The sequence below is a fragment of the Paenibacillus sp. GCM10027629 genome, from assembly GCF_042676425.1.
In the GTDB taxonomy this organism is placed as follows: Bacteria; Bacillota; Bacilli; order Paenibacillales; family Paenibacillaceae; genus Paenibacillus_K; species Paenibacillus_K terrigena.
This window is the reverse complement of the sequence record NZ_JBHTGZ010000003.1, coordinates 1,043,189-1,060,446: the sequence shown is the minus strand read 5'-3', so window position 1 is coordinate 1,060,446 and position 17,258 is coordinate 1,043,189. Positions and strand designations below refer to the sequence as shown.

Here is a 17,258-nt window from a genome sequence, read left to right as displayed (position 1 = left end):
GCCTCGGGCGGACCGAGGGCGAATGGCCCGAAGCGTGAATAAGATGTTATCTGAAGGATTGACCTACAGCGCCCTCACCCATAGATAATCTGCTCTTCTCAATATGCTCTTCCATAGCTGAATATAGTTGATCCATAAGTATTTCAATATCATCCAAAACTAAATTTTGAAAATTAATAAAAATTGGCGTTCCTAAATGCTTAGTATTATACCGTTTCATTAACTTTGAAATTATATTGCCAGTAATATATTTTTCATTATTTGATGTAAATACACAAAGCCACGGCCCTTTCCATTGAATGCTCTCTACATCTTCCCAAGGAATAAAACCAATGACTGGTATGCCTGATCGGTTAAATATACCTTCATGATCAATGATCAGACCAGGCTTATTACTTAATAATGTTTTAAGGGAGACACCAACGAAAGGACAGAAAAAACATATAAATAGAGATGAAATCAATTGGTTACTAAATCCTTCTTCATAAATTAAAATAAATGTAAAAAAAATGATTATAGGTGTCATTATTGCAACGATTATAAGATTATTCTTTAATTTCAGTTTATAAGTAGTACTCATAAATGGTCCCTTCTAGATTTGGATTTTTAGTGATTGCCAAACTTTCAGATAACGTAAATGTATTCACGATGTCCCACCGACTTAAGGCTCCGTCAGGAGCCGGCCGCGATGCGGTTAGTCGGTGCGGATGTGTCCGCAGAATTCTCTTCTCTGGCGATCGCTCCTCGCGGACCGAGGGCAGTCTGGAACGAAGCGTGATTGTGTTATCCGAAGGTAATGCCCTCTCTGAATTTGCTACACTTTAAATTCTTCAATTTGCTTGATATTAGATTCTAGTTTATTTCTAATTTGATTTAAATTCGTCTTAATAGTTGAAAACTCATTATTTGCAGCTTCTTGGGATCCTTAAAATCCGAGATTGAAATTATGTGCCTTCGATGTTTGTTTATACCAGTTCTTTAAATTCTCCAATTCGTTATAGGAATCAAAAATATATCTTTCCAACGATGTTGGAAGAAGTGTATTTAGGTGCGAATTACTTAAATGTTTGAATGCGAAAAAAGAGAATGAATCAACATATGTCATTCCCCATTCTAGTATCTCAACTCTTGAATTATTACTCTTATCAAGTACCCCTTTAAGTTCAATAACTATTCCAAGATTCTTTCTTAATTCTTTTCTAATTCGGTCAATGTTCTCCCTAAGTAGGACTTGATTATTTCGACTTTCTAATATTTCATTAGCTTCAAATTGCCATCTTGCAATTTTATATGCTATTAATCCACCTATAATAACACCAAATATATTAATACCAAGTTCCTTTAATACATCCATCCTCGAACAACCTCCTAAAATTCAAGCATTACTTTCGGATAAATGTTCTTGTATCTTCGAGCCCGAGATGCTTAAGACAGCGACCGGGTCCAACGGACTTAGCCTCGCAGGGTTGTGAGCTGAATTATCTTCCTTGCTTATCACTTCATGCGAACCAAGGGCATAGCCCGCAGCGTAGATATGGTGTTTATACGAAGGATCATGCTTCTCTGAACCAACTTACTAATAATCAATACTTTCAATTCCCCAGTCTCTATTTGGTTCTTTACTTAAAATAATATGAACTAATGTTGTTCCTTTTTTACCTTTTACTTTAATCGTTAAATCCGAATTTCCATATCCATTCTCATAATTTATTGCACCACTTGGAAAGTATCCCAATGTAATTTCATTTCCTACTATTTCCTTGATTTCAGAACTTGACTTAATAAAATCTGTTGCAATTAAATAGGATTCATCCCGCTTTATAATTTGTAGTATTCCAAAAAACATAATGCAAACAAAGAAAACAACTATGGAAGTAATCGATAAAGCTATCCCCAAAATATTCTTATTATTCTTGACTGAATATACATCTGTATTTACTAAACGATCACCAATTTTCCTTTTCTGTTTGCTTATCAATATTGCTATAAGTTCGATTGGCCAAAGGAACGTAAAAAGATTTCTAATTATTAATTTACTTGTTGAAGGTAGTTCTTGATTATTATCTCGAACGGCAAGTCCGAAAAATCTTTTCCCCATGCTTCTTCCATTCACGATATCTTTGCAACCATATAAGACAAATGCGCAAACTATCAATAATATTATTCTGATCAACATTGAGGATATCTCATTTTCGCTTGGATCAATAACTAAGAAAAAAGACATCACAATAAAAAACACAATAATAAAGTGATCGATAAAAAAAGCTCCAAATCTTCTAACTAACAATGATTTTGGTAATTGTTCCAAATGCCTTCCGTCCTTTGTGTTTTAAGTACTTATATGATCTTTTGTATAACGTTGGTATCTACGAACCCTCACCACTTTTCTGCTGTTGCCAATTCTTCACCGAATAAACTTCTAACTTCTGCTGGACCTAGGGCGTATGCTCGTGAATATTGTGTTATCTGCTGTTTTAGTTCTTGTCTTATTTTTCTACTACACTCTTCATGTTTAGTCCTAATTATGGTTTTCTTTACGGTCTTCTAATCTGCTCCCTCTCAAAATTCATCAAAAATAGACGTTCGCTAAGAGTGGTTACAGCGTGTCCACAATTACTTTCGTGTGAGGTAGATAATACACAGTAATTATTTGATCCTCAAAATAATCAAGCGATACTAGAGAATTAAAGAATTCTCCATCCATATAAGCATAATATGGGTAACCCCATGACTTACCTGACATCTCAACAGTTGTACTTTTAGTCAAATGACCTGTCATCTCGGCATAGTTACCTGTAAGTACAACCGGTAGGTCTAACCAAGTCGGAACTGCAGCGTAGAAACAGAAGATAGGTATGCCAATAAATATAACTAACATGAAAACGTAAGATAATCCATAACCGATAACATGTTTCACTTTGCCGAAAAACGTCCGCTTGATAACCTTTTTCTTTCTCTTTTTTCCTTGATTAATTTTTCGAGTTCTCCAAGATTCCCATACAATTTTGTAAAGGAAAATCCAGAAAATAAAACTTCCGAGTGAAGAGAATAACAATAAACTTAGCCAGTACACGACCACTTAATTTCCGACCTTTCTAAGGTTAAGCTCAACCACCAGTAGCCGCTTTTTGGTCTGACTAGTGTTGCTCTATAAAGTTATTTATCTTTTCCACGATATGCTATACTTCTTTTATTGCCATCACATACCCCGGCCGCGACGCGGTTAGGCAGTGCAGGGCTGGCTGTGAATCCGCCTCCTTGAAAACCTTCGGCAGACCAAGGGGGCTTGACTCCCGTAGGGTAGGTACGGTGTTATGTGAAGTTCTATTTCTTCTCCGATTTCTCCTACAAAAAAAATCTGCAATATCATCTTATTGCAGACGGAATTCCAAGCTGTTCAGGTCTATGTTAAATTTAGCCTTCATTAGTATATCTTCATATTTAAATGAGGTGAAATCTATTGCAACATCATTCATTATAAAATCCCCGACTTAAACACTTTCAATCTTCTTTATAAAAGCATGTTCTTTGCCACCAATGCCATAACTCGTTACGATCTGATCTTCTGCCGACACTCGAACACCAATATCATCAACTTCATCTTGCGATATTAACGTATGACTTGCTCCCGTATCAATGACAATATTATTTAGTCTTGCCTTCATAGCTAATTAGAATTGAAGTAAATAATAATCCATCACGGTACTCAAGCTTCATTAATGTGCTCGCCTTAACACGTTACGATTACGAATCTTAATGACAACTCGATCTTTCGATGTATGATAGATAATTGTATTATCTTTACTCTTTAATAATTCATTGGTTGCTTCTTCATCCCGTATTGGTCCGATTACAGCTACCTCCTCAACGATTTCTTGATCTTCCCGAAGTTCTGATTCCATAATTTCAAACTTAACAAATTGGTTAGGATATATTTCTCTTACTTCTTGCCATTTCATGCGTTTGATCCCTCCAAACGTCTTTTATAATCACTTAAATTATATCATAGATTTTGTAATTTATAGATTGAATACATCATTAGATAGAATTTCAATAACGTTTGTGTATCTACGAGCCCGAAAGGCTTAAAGAAGCGTCAGCGACTGGGTGGCTCTGCCACTTAGCCTTGCAGGGTTGTTCGCTGAATCCACTTCTCTGCTTTTCGCTTCTTGCTAACCAAGGGCGAAGCCCGCAGCGTAGATACTGTGTTAGACGAAGTCATTGTCATCCTTGAAATACTTGCGAAACAATTCTATTCGTTATCAATATTGTAAATATATCTTTTTAGTCCTGGTTGTAATAATGCACCTTTATAATGTCCCTTTAGTATTAGGTTCGATTCGTTTTTTTTGATTTGTATTTGTATTTCTTTGTCTTTGAATACTTCACTGTAGAGCTTTGTAATTAGAGTTAAAATTATTACTTCTTTATCTGTCGAATCATCAATGGTAGCTTCGATTTTGTAATTTAGTATTCTAACTCTCTTATTATTGATTATCACTTGAAAGTGTTTATCTTTTAGTCTGTCTCTTTTATTCATTTTTCCTCCACAATAATTTCGTCTAACGTTTATGTGTTCACGACGTCCAACTTTCTTAATCCCGAAGGGCGGCCGCGATGCGGTTAGGGAGTTGGATGTGTCCGGCTGAATCCACTTCCCCGCCACTGCCGATCCCTTCTCTGAATCCTCATCGGACTCCTGCCGGATCGAGGCGGCTTGTCCGCCGATGCATGAACATGGTGTTAGACGATGCCTGTGACTTCCTTGATAATGCCAACCAAACGTGTTTATTTCCTTATGTGTTTTTATTATTAGTCTATTAAACTCCAAATAAAACAAACTATAACTGTAAATAATAATTGCATTAACGGAATTATTGATAATATTCTCTTCTTTTCCCCTGAACCCGAATACACAAATAGGCAAGCCAGATAAGTCAATAAATATGTACTACTTAAAATTAAAAATAGATACGCCAATACCTTTACATATACACTTTGAGGATTAGATTCTGCGGCTAGTAGCATTATGTCTGCAATTATTACAAAAGGATATAGTGCTAGTGGAATTCCACCTAAAATGAAAAAGATATTATTAATTTTTCTATTATTCACTTATTCACCTCAAGAATTACTTACATAATAAGTTCTTCACCGGTTTCGTATAACGTTCCCGCATTCACGAAGTCCTAGCACCTTAAGGTTCCGTCAGGAACCGGCTGCCGCTTGCGGCAGTTAGGCGGTGGTATGTGTCCACAGAGTTCGCTTCCTGCCCCACTCCGGTGGACCAAGGGTCGCATGCGGCCCGCAGCGTTGAATGCGATGTTATCTGATGGAACTGACTCCTCGAATTACCCCAGCCAATCTTTAGATTTATGTATTTTCCATTCAGATCCTATAAGTAATTTTTCATCTTCTATAACCTTCACGTATGCGTGTTTTATTGCTTGTTCTCCGTCAAGATGAACCCCTTCTTGCAAGTCAGTTAATACACCATTACATACTTTTGCTAACGATGCAGCAGAATACCAACCCAATCTATATTCAAAACTATCCTGTGCGCTAATATTAAAGGTAACTTCGGTATCAGCATCTATTAATTTACTTTCAATTTCTGAAACTTCTTTTTGTTTTCTAAATAATTTCGAAAAGATGGACTTCTTTTCATTTCTCCATTGATATGGACTAACATACAATTCATATCCTGACATCAGTTCATTATTATTTAAAGTAATATTCGGACAATCATAGACAACGAACCTAAAGGGAAGAAACCCAGAGTGATTACTAAAAGAAAAATCGGGATGTACATCAATATCCATATTAAATTTCGTAATCTCAGCTAGCCATTTCGGAATTATACTATCATTTAAACACTTCAAATGTACTGTTAGATCATAACTCATTTGAACTTCCTCTTTTTCAGGTTTTTAATATATTGTAGTTATTTCAGATAACGTTATTGTATTCACGACGTCCAACCACCTTAAGCTCGAAGGGCGGCCGCGATGCGGTTAGGTGGTACGGGTGTGTCCGGCTGATTCCACTTCTCTGTACTCCGAAATACCTCATCGAAATGCATCGAACTCCGGCCGGACCGAGGGGCGAATGCCCCGAAGCGTGAAATGGTGTTATCTGAAGTCGAGGCTTCTTCGAACTGCTGACATACAGCAATTTTATTATGGTTTAACTATCATACCCCAACCATCTGAAAATCCATTATATGGTTCTGATATTTTATTTATTTCTTCTTGAATATTTACTATGGTGTCAAATTCTAAAATTATTTCTTTTGAACACTCTGAGGTCCAACGATCCCCTTCATAATCTTTCTGAAGAGTGCATTTATAACCTTTGTTCGCCATTTTTTCATTTATCTTTATGCCGTTATTTTCTGAATCAACTGATATTTGAAAATCTACAAGTTGTTCTTTGTTAAAGTCGACTCCTGACTTTTTTAAGTTCTCTAAGTTATCTTTATCAGCTTGAGAAGACATCTCATAATTATTATTTTCATTATCATCCAGTGTGCATCCAGAAAGGCATAAAATCATTATTAAAAGTAAACTCAATTGCCTCATTGCAACACCTCCGTTATTCTTTCATTAATTTCCTCGATTTCAGATAACGTTCTGGTATCTACGAACCCGAAAGGCTTAAAGGAGCTCAGCGACTGGGTCCGACGGACTTAGCCTCGCAGGGTTGTTCGCTGAATCCTCTTCTCCGCTCCCCTCATCTTGCGAACCAAGGGCATATCCCGCAGCGTAGATACGATGTTAGGTGAAGTTAATGCTATTCTCGAAACAACTCTCAAGATTATGGTCTAATTATCCAATGCTCTTTATGTTTTTTTAGAGTCTCTAGATCTTCTGCTAGACTAGTTTGATCTAAATTATCTGGAATTGTCCACTTCATAATCGTGGGTAAACTATATATAATAATTGGCGCATCAACAAAATTTATAGAATTCCGAATAATTCTTGTCATCAACAAATGAGTATCATTATATTCTTCAGTATAAAGTAATTTCAAAATATCAGAGATATAATGCTTAACTGATTCTCCATATCCTAATACTTCTTCATATTTAGGTATTCGACCCTGTATAACTTTGTTTCTAAATTCAGTCGCATTTACTTTTCTACCAAATGCCGAAAAGACATATTTCTTATCCTCGATTGATGGTGGACTAGTTAAAAAATTTAAAGTAAATGCCGTCTTAAATGCCCCAATTTGTCTTTCAGACTGATTCTCAAGAGGCTTCCACATTTTTTTCATTTCGTCCCATTCTACTTTATGATGTAATAGTATGACAAATACTACAAACTCATAGAACCGCTCCAATGATGCCGCAAAACTTGAAACTGCTTCACGTGTAAATCCTTCTATTAATGCTAGTGATCCTAGCTCGAATAAAATCTCAAAATTTCTTTCTTGGAGTATAATATTTTTTCTATGCCCATGCTTACATTCAAAAGAGTAATAAATATCGTCTGCTAACTCTATATAATTAGTTTCTTCGTTTCCTTCGTCCTGCATTCTGAACAAACGACCTTGATTAACAAATTAATCCTCCTCGAAAGACAACTCTGAGATTCCTGAGTTTAATATTATTTTGCATTAATTTCACCTAACGAACCCGTATTCGCGACGTCCCACCGACTTAAGGCGACAAAGTCGCCGGGCGCGATGCGCTTAGTCGGTGCGGATGTGTCCGGCTGAATCTGCTTCTCTGCTGCTGCCAATTGCATCCTCGAATCCACATCTAACTTCGGCCGGACCGAGGGCCGAATGGCCCGAAGCGTGAACATGGTGTTATAGGATGTCAGCGCCCTCTTCGAATTACTAATATTTATTTATACTAATCACCAAAACTTCCACCAAGGTGCATTTAATTTCTTGACTTCATTAATATCCAACTCAAGTCCATTGAATTTTGCATTAAATTCCACTGCAGAAATCATTAATATATCCGCCAACTCTATAAGTGCCTCCAAACTCAATCTACTTATTGGAGTTTTTATTTGTATTATTTGTGTTGAATCTTCTTCATCATTAAAGATAGTTGCTTCAAAATCATCTTGATATTGTTTTTTTAATTCCAATAGATCTTCAAGTGAATTTGAAACTATATAGCCAGTTATTCGTCCTTTATTTCCTGTCTTAATGCTCATTTCATTTAGTTTCTGCCATAATGACTTCGTGAGTTCATGTTGTTTCATTCTTTCGATTGGATCAACTGTTTCGATTCCTTTGTAGATTAGACTCATTAGTTTTACCTCGATTGATATTTTAGATTTGTAATTCAAATAATTAATAGAGTTTTAACAAATTTTTATTTATTGTGTATACGCTGATTTCCTATAACGTTAGGCATTCACGAACCCAAGAACCTTAAGCCCCAAAGGGGCGGTCGCAACGCGATTAGGTTCGCAGGGTTGTCCCCTGACTCCGCTCCTCTGCCAAATCCTTCTCGGGGACCGAGAGCCGAAGGCTTGATGCGTGAATGTATTGTTATATGAAGTATCCGGCCTCTTCGGCTCGACTTTCAAATTCCTTGTTTCTTATAGTGCATTACAATTTGTTTTGTCCCTTTAAATCCTGATACTTCGTAAAAACCAGCCAAATCATCTTTACAAAACAAACTAATAACATCAATATCTTTTAATTCATTTAAAAGCCTATCAATCATTAATTTTCCTGTTCCTTTATTTCTGTAAGTACTTAATACAACAACATCTTCTACATAAGCTCGATATATTCCGTCTGAAATAGATCTACAGAAACCAACCAATACATCATCTTCCCATGCTCCTACTGCACCACCACAAGTAAGTAATTGTATAATTCCATCCTCATTCCGATCGGGCCACCAACCAGCACCTTGATAAAGATTCCTTAGTTGAGATGGTAAGATAGGTTTCTCTATATGTAATTTTACCGTTACCATGAATAACCCCCTAAAATACTATGATTCGGATATTTCATACAACGTTCTTGTATCTACGAACCCTCACCACCTTAAAAGAGCGTTAGCAACTGGCCGCGGCGCGGAGGTGGTGCAGGGTTGTCTGCCTGATTCCACTTCATTCGAAAATCCTCGGGCAGACCAAGGAGCATTAGCGACGCAGCGTAGATACGTTGTTATGTGAAGTTGCTGACTTCCTTGAGACTCTTACAAAATCGTTATTATTCTTTTCCTGATTCTAGTAGTATATTTATTTCGTCGACTTTGTCAGTAATTAATATAATTTCATTGCTTTTCCGATCTTTTAGTACATAGCAATCAGAACTCAATTTAATGCGTCCATCAAAGTCATTATAGGAGATATAATTTATTTCATGGTTCCGGTCTTTCAGCCCTTCGATTTGTTTTCCAATATTCCCTTGTAAACTATTATAAACAGTCAGTCTATACTGTCCATCACTCTTGTTAATGTTGATTGCTATGATGATTACAATAAATGCAACTAACAATCCCAGTCCGGTATAAAAGAGATATTTATTAATTGATTTACTCATTCTTCACCTCGCTCTTAAATGTTTCAGCAATTTCACTTAACAATATATTCACGAACTTCGCATTACTTACAACTTAAGCTATATTCGCGAACCCCCATCACTCTTACACATTTTACCACATAACCCCTGTCAAGGTGCATAGTGACAAGCATGTGTTTGCAAATCGAAGATTTCAATTTCCTTGACTTCAACACTAAGCCCCGCGATACCATTCAGCCTGCGCTCGAAACATCCTAGCATATTCTCCATCCCTACCTACTAATTTTTCATGCGTCCCCTCTTCAACAATGCGCCCCTCCTTAAGCACGACGATCCGATCCGCATAACGCGCCCAGCCGAGCCGATGGGAGACGAGAAGTACCGTTTTACCTTGCGCCATTTTTCGAAAAGAATGATAGAGATTCATCTCATACTGCGGATCGATCGCAGCAGTCGGCTCGTCGAGTACTAGAAGCGGAGTATCCCGTACTGCCGCTCTTGCAAGTGCAAGGCGCTGCCATTGTCCGCCACTTAGATCATGACCACCGGATGCGAGCAAACCTACTTGAGCGTCAATGCCACCCGACATGTTGACCAGATCCGCAGCACCGCTCTTTTGTAAGGCACGACGTACTTCATCTTCATCAGCATCCTTCACGCATCCAAAGGCCACATTATCACGCACTGTCGTCTCATACCGAACAAAATCTTGAAAAACCGCAGACATCGAGCCGTGTAAGAAATTTGCATCCAACTCCTTATAATCCTTGCCATCCCATAGCATTTTCCCACGCGTCGGTTGATAGAGACCTAACAAGAGTCGAACCAATGTAGATTTACCTGCACCATTTTCGCCAACTAAAGCCACAATCTCACCAGGATGCAAAGTCAGATGAATATCACTCAGCACAGGTTTATTGGCATTTAGGTATGAATATGTCACATGATCAAAGCTGATTCTCGCCTTCCCGCTAGGTACCTCCATCCCGTCCCTTACTCTTTCCCTATTCTCCTTCTCGTTCTCATGCTTAAATCCCGCTTCCTCTCGTAGAAATGTAACTAAATCATAGATTTTAGATCCTTGATTTATGATCTTGCTAACGGGGAACGCCATTCGTCCCGAGATTCCATAAGCTTGGCGAAGTGCCAAGAAAACAACAACAAAGCTCCCGGCAGTAAACCCGCCCGATTTCATCTGCATCACCATCCAGATCAATACTCCGATGAGCCCCACAATCTGTATGGATGATACGAAGATCCCATGTTTAATTTCTCTACGGCGTGCATTCATCCGCGTGGCTAGTGACGCTCCCATCAACCCATACCATTTCCCGATCAAATAATCGATTGAACCAAAGATACGCAGTTCCTTCACGGTATCTGGCCGAGACAGAACATCATTTAAGTAATCAGACTGCCTGCCGGAGAACGTCAAATCACGATTCACGCGGCGCACGACAATGTCTGACTCCAGGCGGACCGCAAAAGACAAACCGAAGATGATGACGAATACAATTCCTATTACAGGATCAGCTAGCCACCCCACAATCATCAACCCGATGAATTCGAACCCCAATCGTAATAGAAAAATAAGCTGTTGGAGCACACCGAACAAATCTGTTCCAGCAACTCCCTTTGCTCGTTGGAGTCTATTATAGTAATCCGCCTGCTCCAGTTGCTCCAAGGAAACACGCGAAGCCCGCTCATACACTTCCGCTTGCACTTGCATCGTCGCACGGTCTTGGAATTTAACATCGACGATATTTTGAATTGCAGTGAGTGCTACACGCAATAACGATATTCCTGTGAAAATAGCCAGCGGCGGCCATGCGAGCAGCCACACATCCATCCATGACCGCTCTATGTCGCCATGTATAAATACATCAATCAATGCCCTTTGTGCGGCGTATCCCGGTATAATCAGAACACCGAGTAGGATCGGAATACTTAGCCAGCCCGATGCTATAATAGGCATTCGACGCCAAACTCGACTCATCAATTGAAAGATGCTGCTGACAATATTGGTTCGAACATTATCCTTCATAGCCCAACTCCCCCCACTTTCATCTAGACATACCAAGATGCTTGCACATCGAACATCCGGCGATATTCGCCATTCAACAGCATCAATTCATCATGAGTTCCCTGTTCGACAATACGACCCTCCTGCATGACGAGGATCACATCCGCCAATTTGGCTGCGCCAAGCCGATGGGTAATTAACAGCGCGGATCGACCTTCGGTTAACTGGATGAACTGCTCGAATGCAGCCTTCTCCGCTTGGGGATCCAACGCAGCAGTTGGTTCGTCGAATACAATAAAGGAGGCATCCCGTAGAATTGCACGTGCTGTAGCAATCTTCTGCCATTCGCCACCCGATGGATCAATTCCGCCAAAAGGTACACCGAGCTGCATTTCTAAATTAGTAAATTTACTTCCCGCTGTCTCCAAAGAGTCGAGCAACATCACATCATGCGCCATCACTCCGACATTACCAAGGCCGACGTTCTCCCTAACGGTCAAATGAAGTCGCGTAAAATCTTGAAACACGGCAGATATCGAAGCACTTCCAGTCACATGTTCTTTCGACCCTTCCCTCGTATTAAGCCATGTTATTTCCCCCGCATTTGGAGGATAAAGGCCAAGAATCAACTTAACTAAGGTAGATTTTCCTGAACCATTCTCGCCAACCAACGCGACACGACATCCGGGCGGCACTGTAAAGCTAATGCCTTGGATCGAATCAACCTCCGAATCGGGATATCGGAACCAAATGTCCTGAACACATAGTTGTAGGTTGCACGCTCCCTTTTCCACATGTATATCATTTTCGCGTATACACGGATCTTCCTCGAGATCAAGATAAGCCCGAAAGTCCTGCCATTTCATCGCATGCCGCTTCATCGTAGTGACTTGATTAATCAGTTCCGGCAATTGGGATAGCACCGTCGTCAATGCGAGATAGAGGAGTGCGAAGTCACCAGATGTCATTTGCTTCGACCCAGGCAAGAGAATGACCAAAGCTATAAGTAGACCAGCAATCACTGCCAATAGCAGCTCCGGTCCGAACTTGCGGATCTCTGAAGCTCGAACAACCCTGATTCTATCCTTCGATTGCTTCTGATATAGCGCGTTCCACCTATTCATAAATAAGGACCCTAATCCGAACATTCTTACTTCTTTAGCACTGCTTCGCTCTGTCATAAGGTCAGCATAATATCGTATCATCCTTCGGCGAGAGGCTTGCGCCCGCTGCAGGTGCTCAAGACTTGCTGCAGATTTACCCGATACATATGATAATAAGATGGCAACTGCAACCACAGTAACGACGGGAATCCATTGCCCGAATTGGAGAATAAGAAGCATGAGAAGGGATAATTGCAACGACAATTGGAGGATCTGAAGACCTGTATGATATACCTCATAAATAGAAACCTGTACTGCGCGTTCTCGTAAATCTTTCACAGTCGCAGATTCGATGGATAATAGCGGTAGCTTTGACGTCTTCTCCACAATCATTCGTTGTTCTTCTAACGTGCCCACCTCATTCAAGCGTGTCATGGCGAGTGGGACGGGTACCCCAAGTACGATATTGTTCACGAACATAAGGACCCCAATCCACACCACTGCCATAAGAATGGAACCCATCGAATCACTTGCTGTCCATGCCCCAATTTGATCTATAAAAGATTGAACTAGAATAAATTCGAGTGGCATGATCGGAATCGATAATAGCATCGTAACCGCTAAGACAAGAACAGGACGCCGCTCTTTTCGGTACAGAATCAAGAAGGCATTGCGAAAACAATAGAACATCGCATGATTCATCCATTTCAACAACCTAACATGACTAATATGTAATCACCGCCATTTTGTATGTTTTCAGCCGCATAGTATAAAATATAGAAAAATTCGCTAAAAGTATAGACTTATAATAAATCCCAGTTTATACTAATATTATAGGGAACCGGGATAGGCAGGCTCTATTTGAACCCACCCAAAAATGCAAACCAGACACCGCACGGTGTTTTTTTTATGCCATGCAACAAACAAAAAGCTTAATCCCAGCAACGCACGCACATGTTGCAGGATTAAGCTTTTACCTCTTTCCCATTCTATTTATTTCATTGTAATCACAATCTTGCCCACCTCTTGATTCCATTCCACCTTGGCTCCTAGCGCTTCGCTTATGAATCGTAATGGCAGATACGCCGTACTTTGCAGGACAAAAGGTTTATTCAATAGCGTTACTTTCTCACCGTTCTTCGTTACTTCACCCGATCGGAAGTCAATCCGTATGCTCACCGCTGGGTCGGCTTTCTTTTGCTCCAAGGTCGAAATTTTCGTTGCCATGTCCCACCCGATTTCAGCACCAATTTTCTCGAACACCGAACGAAGGGGTATAAAAGCCTGTCCGTTCTGAATGATCACGCCATTATTCAATTGAATGATCTCGCCGTTATACTCCACAGACACAGGCTTCTGTACGCTCACGGGGTTGTCATGCATAAATTCGTAATCCCCGTGCCCCAGTTGCCCATTCTTATTAACACCATAACCCCACAGCGATCCCCCGTATTTCATCATAATCATATGACGCGTACTGGCTTTAATCGTTTGAACATCACTTGCAATGAGCTTCCATGGCATATTCGTAGATAACGATGCAAGCTGATCGATCGACGTTCCATATACATTTCCACCCTCAGCCAATACAACCAACGTTCGTTCAACAATATAGACTTCTCGTGCCTTTCCTTTCAGACCCGATAAATGGATCGCCTTTGGTTGTTGGTGCAAGGTGGTGCCATCGGAATAGCCCGTATAGGTCACGCCCCAGAACCAAACGCGTCCTTGCCCATCAATCGCAAGATAAGAACCGCCTTTTGATGCAATCTTCTGGATGCCGGTTAACCCTTCAACTGATGCAAATTGGAGTTCTCCCGTTCCTTTTGCGTTCGCACGATCATCTTCATTTCTGTTATTCTTGAGTTGAAGCACCGTACCATCTGATTGAAGCACAATACTCTCCTCAACTTCCTTCACGGAGCGCAGCGACTCAACAGGCACGATGGCATCAAGCTGCTCATTGCTCTGGAAAAGTCGGCCATCATCACAGACGAACAACCAGTGAAACTCGCTGTCTTGATCATAATAGCTGCTAATATCCACGACATGATCAATTTCGCGCAGCTCTGCATAATCCGCTTGCCCCGGTGTAAATCGTCCCTCTGTCTTCGACAAATAATAGACTTTCCCCGTCTGATTATAGGCTATTGATCCTCTCCAACCTGGGGCCACGGCAACGATATTGCTCAAGCCCTTCATCTGTTGAATCTGAATGCCTGATGATGTATCTTCCCAATACCATACCGATCCGTCTTTCTTCATCACCAATTGATCGGGAAAAGATTGAACAACATCGGTTAAAGCCGCAACTTGTGTCGGTACCGACTGATTATTTCCCCATACCCAATAGGAGAGATCCGTCTTAATGAGCGATGAAGTGTCGAAATCTCGAATGTTCTGATTTAATGGCATTTCCCCTGCATATACCGGTATTGAAAATGTACAAATCGATAACAGACTCAACCATACAATCCATTTTTCCAACTGATTCAACTCCTACGATTCTCTTAAAATAGTATATTTACCAAACTATGGTTATGATAGCCTATCAACCGCAAAAAGACAACCCGTCACACGGATTGCCTTTGTCGATCCTATGAATTTATCGTTCACTGCTTACTGTAAAGCCTCATTCATTTGCTCTAATGTTGCTACAGCCTGAACTTCAAGGGCATGAACCGACTGCAGAATCTGTATCGAACGCTCTGCACGAGCAGGATCATTTGGTTCGCCACCCATCGGGAATGGGAACATCTGATGCAATTCTTGTAATTGTTCCGCAATTTGCGTATACGTTGCCGCTGCTGTCCGGCTTAACTCCCGAACATGTCCGTCACTTGGCGTCTCTCCTGCCCATGTGTCGGCGACTTCATGCAAGAATGCTGCAGCATTACGGCGCGCATCCCAGAGAAGAACGGTATTGTAGGCATTCCCATTCGGCTCAATCTTCCCACCCCGGAATGCATCGATCCATACGGAATAGGCGCTGAGCCCTTGTACCGCATTCATACACTGCTCTTCACGTCCTTGATAGTGATCTAGAATCATCTCTAGTGCGCCCCGTAGAGCCGAACGCTCATCAATCTCATACTGTGACTCAATCGCCAACACGAACAAATCCTCAAGAATCCCTCTACCCAAATGTTCATAAGGAACCGCATCATCTTTACCGCATTCATGAACCGTGAGGAGTCGCTGCTCATCATCATAGCCGTAAATCATGCCGAACTCAGGGATGAACGTATCCCAGGTCATGACAGGCAGACCACGATCCAGCGAACGATGGATTAATTCTAGCGCTTCCGGCAGAGCTTGATGGATTTCCCTCTTTTCTTTCGCAGCGGAAGTCAATTGACCTGGATCACCTAAATTCGCGTTGGGCCCCATCGCAGGCTTGATTCCTACGACCACACGGGTCTCGTAACCTAAATTCCGCATCCCTTGCGAGAGGTTACGATCGAAATAAAAGCATGTAGGGCCCGCAATATGGATATCCTCTGGAATAATGTTGATCCGAAAAGCATGACCTGAATAACCCATAACCGCAGGCAGCGATACCTCCCGACCCGTAAACGTAATCATCTTATGCATAATCGTTGCAGCGGATGTCCAGCTGTATCCTTGTTGCGTTGCTTCAGAAGGGTTTAACATTACTTTTTTCATATTGTTCATATCCTTTCTCGATTTCACATAGTCATCAACAACGACACGAACTCTCTCTTGAATGACTTTCTTCCTGGAACGGGATAGAATCTGATACACGTTTGCATCCGTCAGGTGGAACAGTCTTGCAATCTCCTGCGGTGACAGTTGATCGAAGAAATGCGATTCGAAGATGATCCGCTCTCTTGGCTTCAGACAACGAAGCATACCACTGATCATATCGAGCAGTTCCTGACGAATAAGTCGCTCTTCGGGATTCGACCGCTGATCATCAACGGGCGGGGTAGCTCTCGACAATCGATAGAGAATGTAATCAAGGTCATGCCAGTTCTCTTCTCTAGCCTCTTCATCTCCTAGCCGAACCAACCCACTTGCAACACGCTCTCTCGTTACCGATGAACTTCGCAGTTTCGTGTATGCTTGATTGCGAATAATCCGATGCAGCCACGGCAAGAACCGCGCAGAATCCACTAGTGATCCAAGATTCAGGAAGGCACGAACCAAGGCTTCTTGCACGATATCTTCCGCAAGAAATGCTTCTTGGGTAATGGACTGTGCGTAGCCATATACCTTCGCTCGATGTCGACGCACCAGCTCACCGAACGCCTCCTGCCTCCCATTCCTTGATTCTCGAACGAGCATTTCATCTTCCATCTCATCCCATTTTAATAACATTTCATTCAAGTTAAGCACCTCGCGAGTCATTGATCTATGGTATAGACGCAGGATAGAATGATTTTCTGACAAAACACCTAACATTTTTTTCTGCACAAATTTTCTATTGAGCTTCGCTACAAACTGTATTATACTAACAAGTAATTTCATGAGCAAAGTTTCCTAGGGTTCCGTTGTTACCATATTGGTAACAAGTCTGGTCCGAGAGGAAGCGAACGGCATTCACGCCGTTGACACGGAGGGACAAAAGCCCGGGAGTATCGATACATCGATGACTCTCGGGCTTTTTC

19 protein-coding genes and 1 riboswitch are annotated in these 17,258 nt (G+C 40.9%); all 19 genes read right to left on the bottom strand.

The annotated features are described in order from the left end of the window. Positions 1-46 precede the first annotated feature (46 nt). Complete coding sequence (locus ACFQZR_RS05440) at positions 47-580, bottom strand: STM3941 family protein (RefSeq protein ID WP_379343559.1); 534 nt, start codon at positions 578-580, stop codon at positions 47-49. A 345-nt stretch (positions 581-925) separates the two neighbouring features. Further along, positions 926-1,354 carry a hypothetical protein gene (locus tag ACFQZR_RS05435; protein ID WP_379343557.1) on the bottom strand — a complete coding sequence of 143 codons (429 nt, stop codon included), beginning with the start codon at positions 1,352-1,354 and terminating at the stop codon, positions 926-928. A 222-nt stretch (positions 1,355-1,576) separates the two neighbouring features. After that, positions 1,577-2,308 (bottom strand): RDD family protein, encoded by a 732-nt coding sequence (locus ACFQZR_RS05430; protein ID WP_379343555.1) that lies wholly within the window; start codon positions 2,306-2,308, stop codon positions 1,577-1,579. A gap of 288 nt (positions 2,309-2,596) precedes the next feature. Then, entirely contained in the window at positions 2,597-3,079 is a 483-nt protein-coding gene (locus ACFQZR_RS05425) for a hypothetical protein (protein ID WP_379343553.1), read from the bottom strand. A 412-nt stretch (positions 3,080-3,491) separates the two neighbouring features. Then, entirely contained in the window at positions 3,492-3,665 is a 174-nt protein-coding gene (locus tag ACFQZR_RS05420) for an aspartyl protease family protein (RefSeq protein ID WP_379343551.1), read from the bottom strand. A gap of 51 nt (positions 3,666-3,716) precedes the next feature. Continuing rightward, on the bottom strand, positions 3,717-3,959 hold the full coding sequence (locus tag ACFQZR_RS05415; protein ID WP_379343549.1) for a hypothetical protein: 243 nt from the start codon (positions 3,957-3,959) through the stop codon (positions 3,717-3,719). 293 nt (positions 3,960-4,252) lie between these two features. After that, on the bottom strand, positions 4,253-4,666 hold the full coding sequence (locus tag ACFQZR_RS05410; RefSeq protein WP_379343547.1) for a hypothetical protein: 414 nt from the start codon (positions 4,664-4,666) through the stop codon (positions 4,253-4,255). Positions 4,667-4,812: 146 nt separating this feature from the next. After that, positions 4,813-5,115, bottom strand: coding sequence for a hypothetical protein (locus ACFQZR_RS05405; RefSeq protein ID WP_379343545.1), 303 nt, complete (start codon positions 5,113-5,115; stop codon positions 4,813-4,815). 236 nt (positions 5,116-5,351) lie between these two features. Further along, positions 5,352-5,906, bottom strand: coding sequence for a hypothetical protein (locus ACFQZR_RS05400; protein ID WP_379343543.1), 555 nt, complete (start codon positions 5,904-5,906; stop codon positions 5,352-5,354). Positions 5,907-6,179: 273 nt separating this feature from the next. Continuing rightward, complete coding sequence (locus ACFQZR_RS05395) at positions 6,180-6,581, bottom strand: ribonuclease E inhibitor RraB (protein ID WP_379343541.1); 402 nt, start codon at positions 6,579-6,581, stop codon at positions 6,180-6,182. 235 nt (positions 6,582-6,816) lie between these two features. Continuing rightward, the gene (locus tag ACFQZR_RS05390; protein WP_379343539.1) at positions 6,817-7,539 is read right to left on the bottom strand and encodes a hypothetical protein; all 723 of its coding nucleotides are present in this window, start codon (positions 7,537-7,539) and stop codon (positions 6,817-6,819) included. A gap of 71 nt (positions 7,540-7,610) precedes the next feature. Continuing rightward, entirely contained in the window at positions 7,611-7,811 is a 201-nt protein-coding gene (locus ACFQZR_RS05385; protein ID WP_379343537.1) for a hypothetical protein, read from the bottom strand. Positions 7,812-7,865: 54 nt separating this feature from the next. Then, positions 7,866-8,270, bottom strand: a complete 405-nt coding sequence (locus ACFQZR_RS05380) for a hypothetical protein (RefSeq protein ID WP_379343535.1) — start codon at positions 8,268-8,270, stop codon at positions 7,866-7,868. A gap of 278 nt (positions 8,271-8,548) precedes the next feature. After that, positions 8,549-8,950, bottom strand: a complete 402-nt coding sequence (locus ACFQZR_RS05375; RefSeq protein WP_379343533.1) for a GNAT family N-acetyltransferase — start codon at positions 8,948-8,950, stop codon at positions 8,549-8,551. A gap of 239 nt (positions 8,951-9,189) precedes the next feature. Further along, positions 9,190-9,522 (bottom strand): hypothetical protein, encoded by a 333-nt coding sequence (locus ACFQZR_RS05370; protein ID WP_379343531.1) that lies wholly within the window; start codon positions 9,520-9,522, stop codon positions 9,190-9,192. Between the two features lie 193 nt (positions 9,523-9,715). After that, positions 9,716-11,545, bottom strand: a complete 1,830-nt coding sequence (locus ACFQZR_RS05365; protein WP_379343529.1) for an ABC transporter ATP-binding protein — start codon at positions 11,543-11,545, stop codon at positions 9,716-9,718. Positions 11,546-11,568: 23 nt separating this feature from the next. Continuing rightward, positions 11,569-13,329, bottom strand: coding sequence for an ABC transporter ATP-binding protein (locus ACFQZR_RS05360; RefSeq protein ID WP_379343527.1), 1,761 nt, complete (start codon positions 13,327-13,329; stop codon positions 11,569-11,571). Positions 13,330-13,620: 291 nt separating this feature from the next. Then, positions 13,621-15,114 carry a stalk domain-containing protein gene (locus tag ACFQZR_RS05355; RefSeq protein WP_379343525.1) on the bottom strand — a complete coding sequence of 498 codons (1,494 nt, stop codon included), beginning with the start codon at positions 15,112-15,114 and terminating at the stop codon, positions 13,621-13,623. A 132-nt stretch (positions 15,115-15,246) separates the two neighbouring features. Continuing rightward, complete coding sequence (locus ACFQZR_RS05350; RefSeq protein ID WP_379343833.1) at positions 15,247-16,968, bottom strand: RNA polymerase sigma factor; 1,722 nt, start codon at positions 16,966-16,968, stop codon at positions 15,247-15,249. A 151-nt stretch (positions 16,969-17,119) separates the two neighbouring features. After that, a riboswitch (guanidine-I (ykkC/yxkD leader) is annotated at positions 17,120-17,228 on the top strand. Positions 17,229-17,258 lie beyond the last annotated feature (30 nt).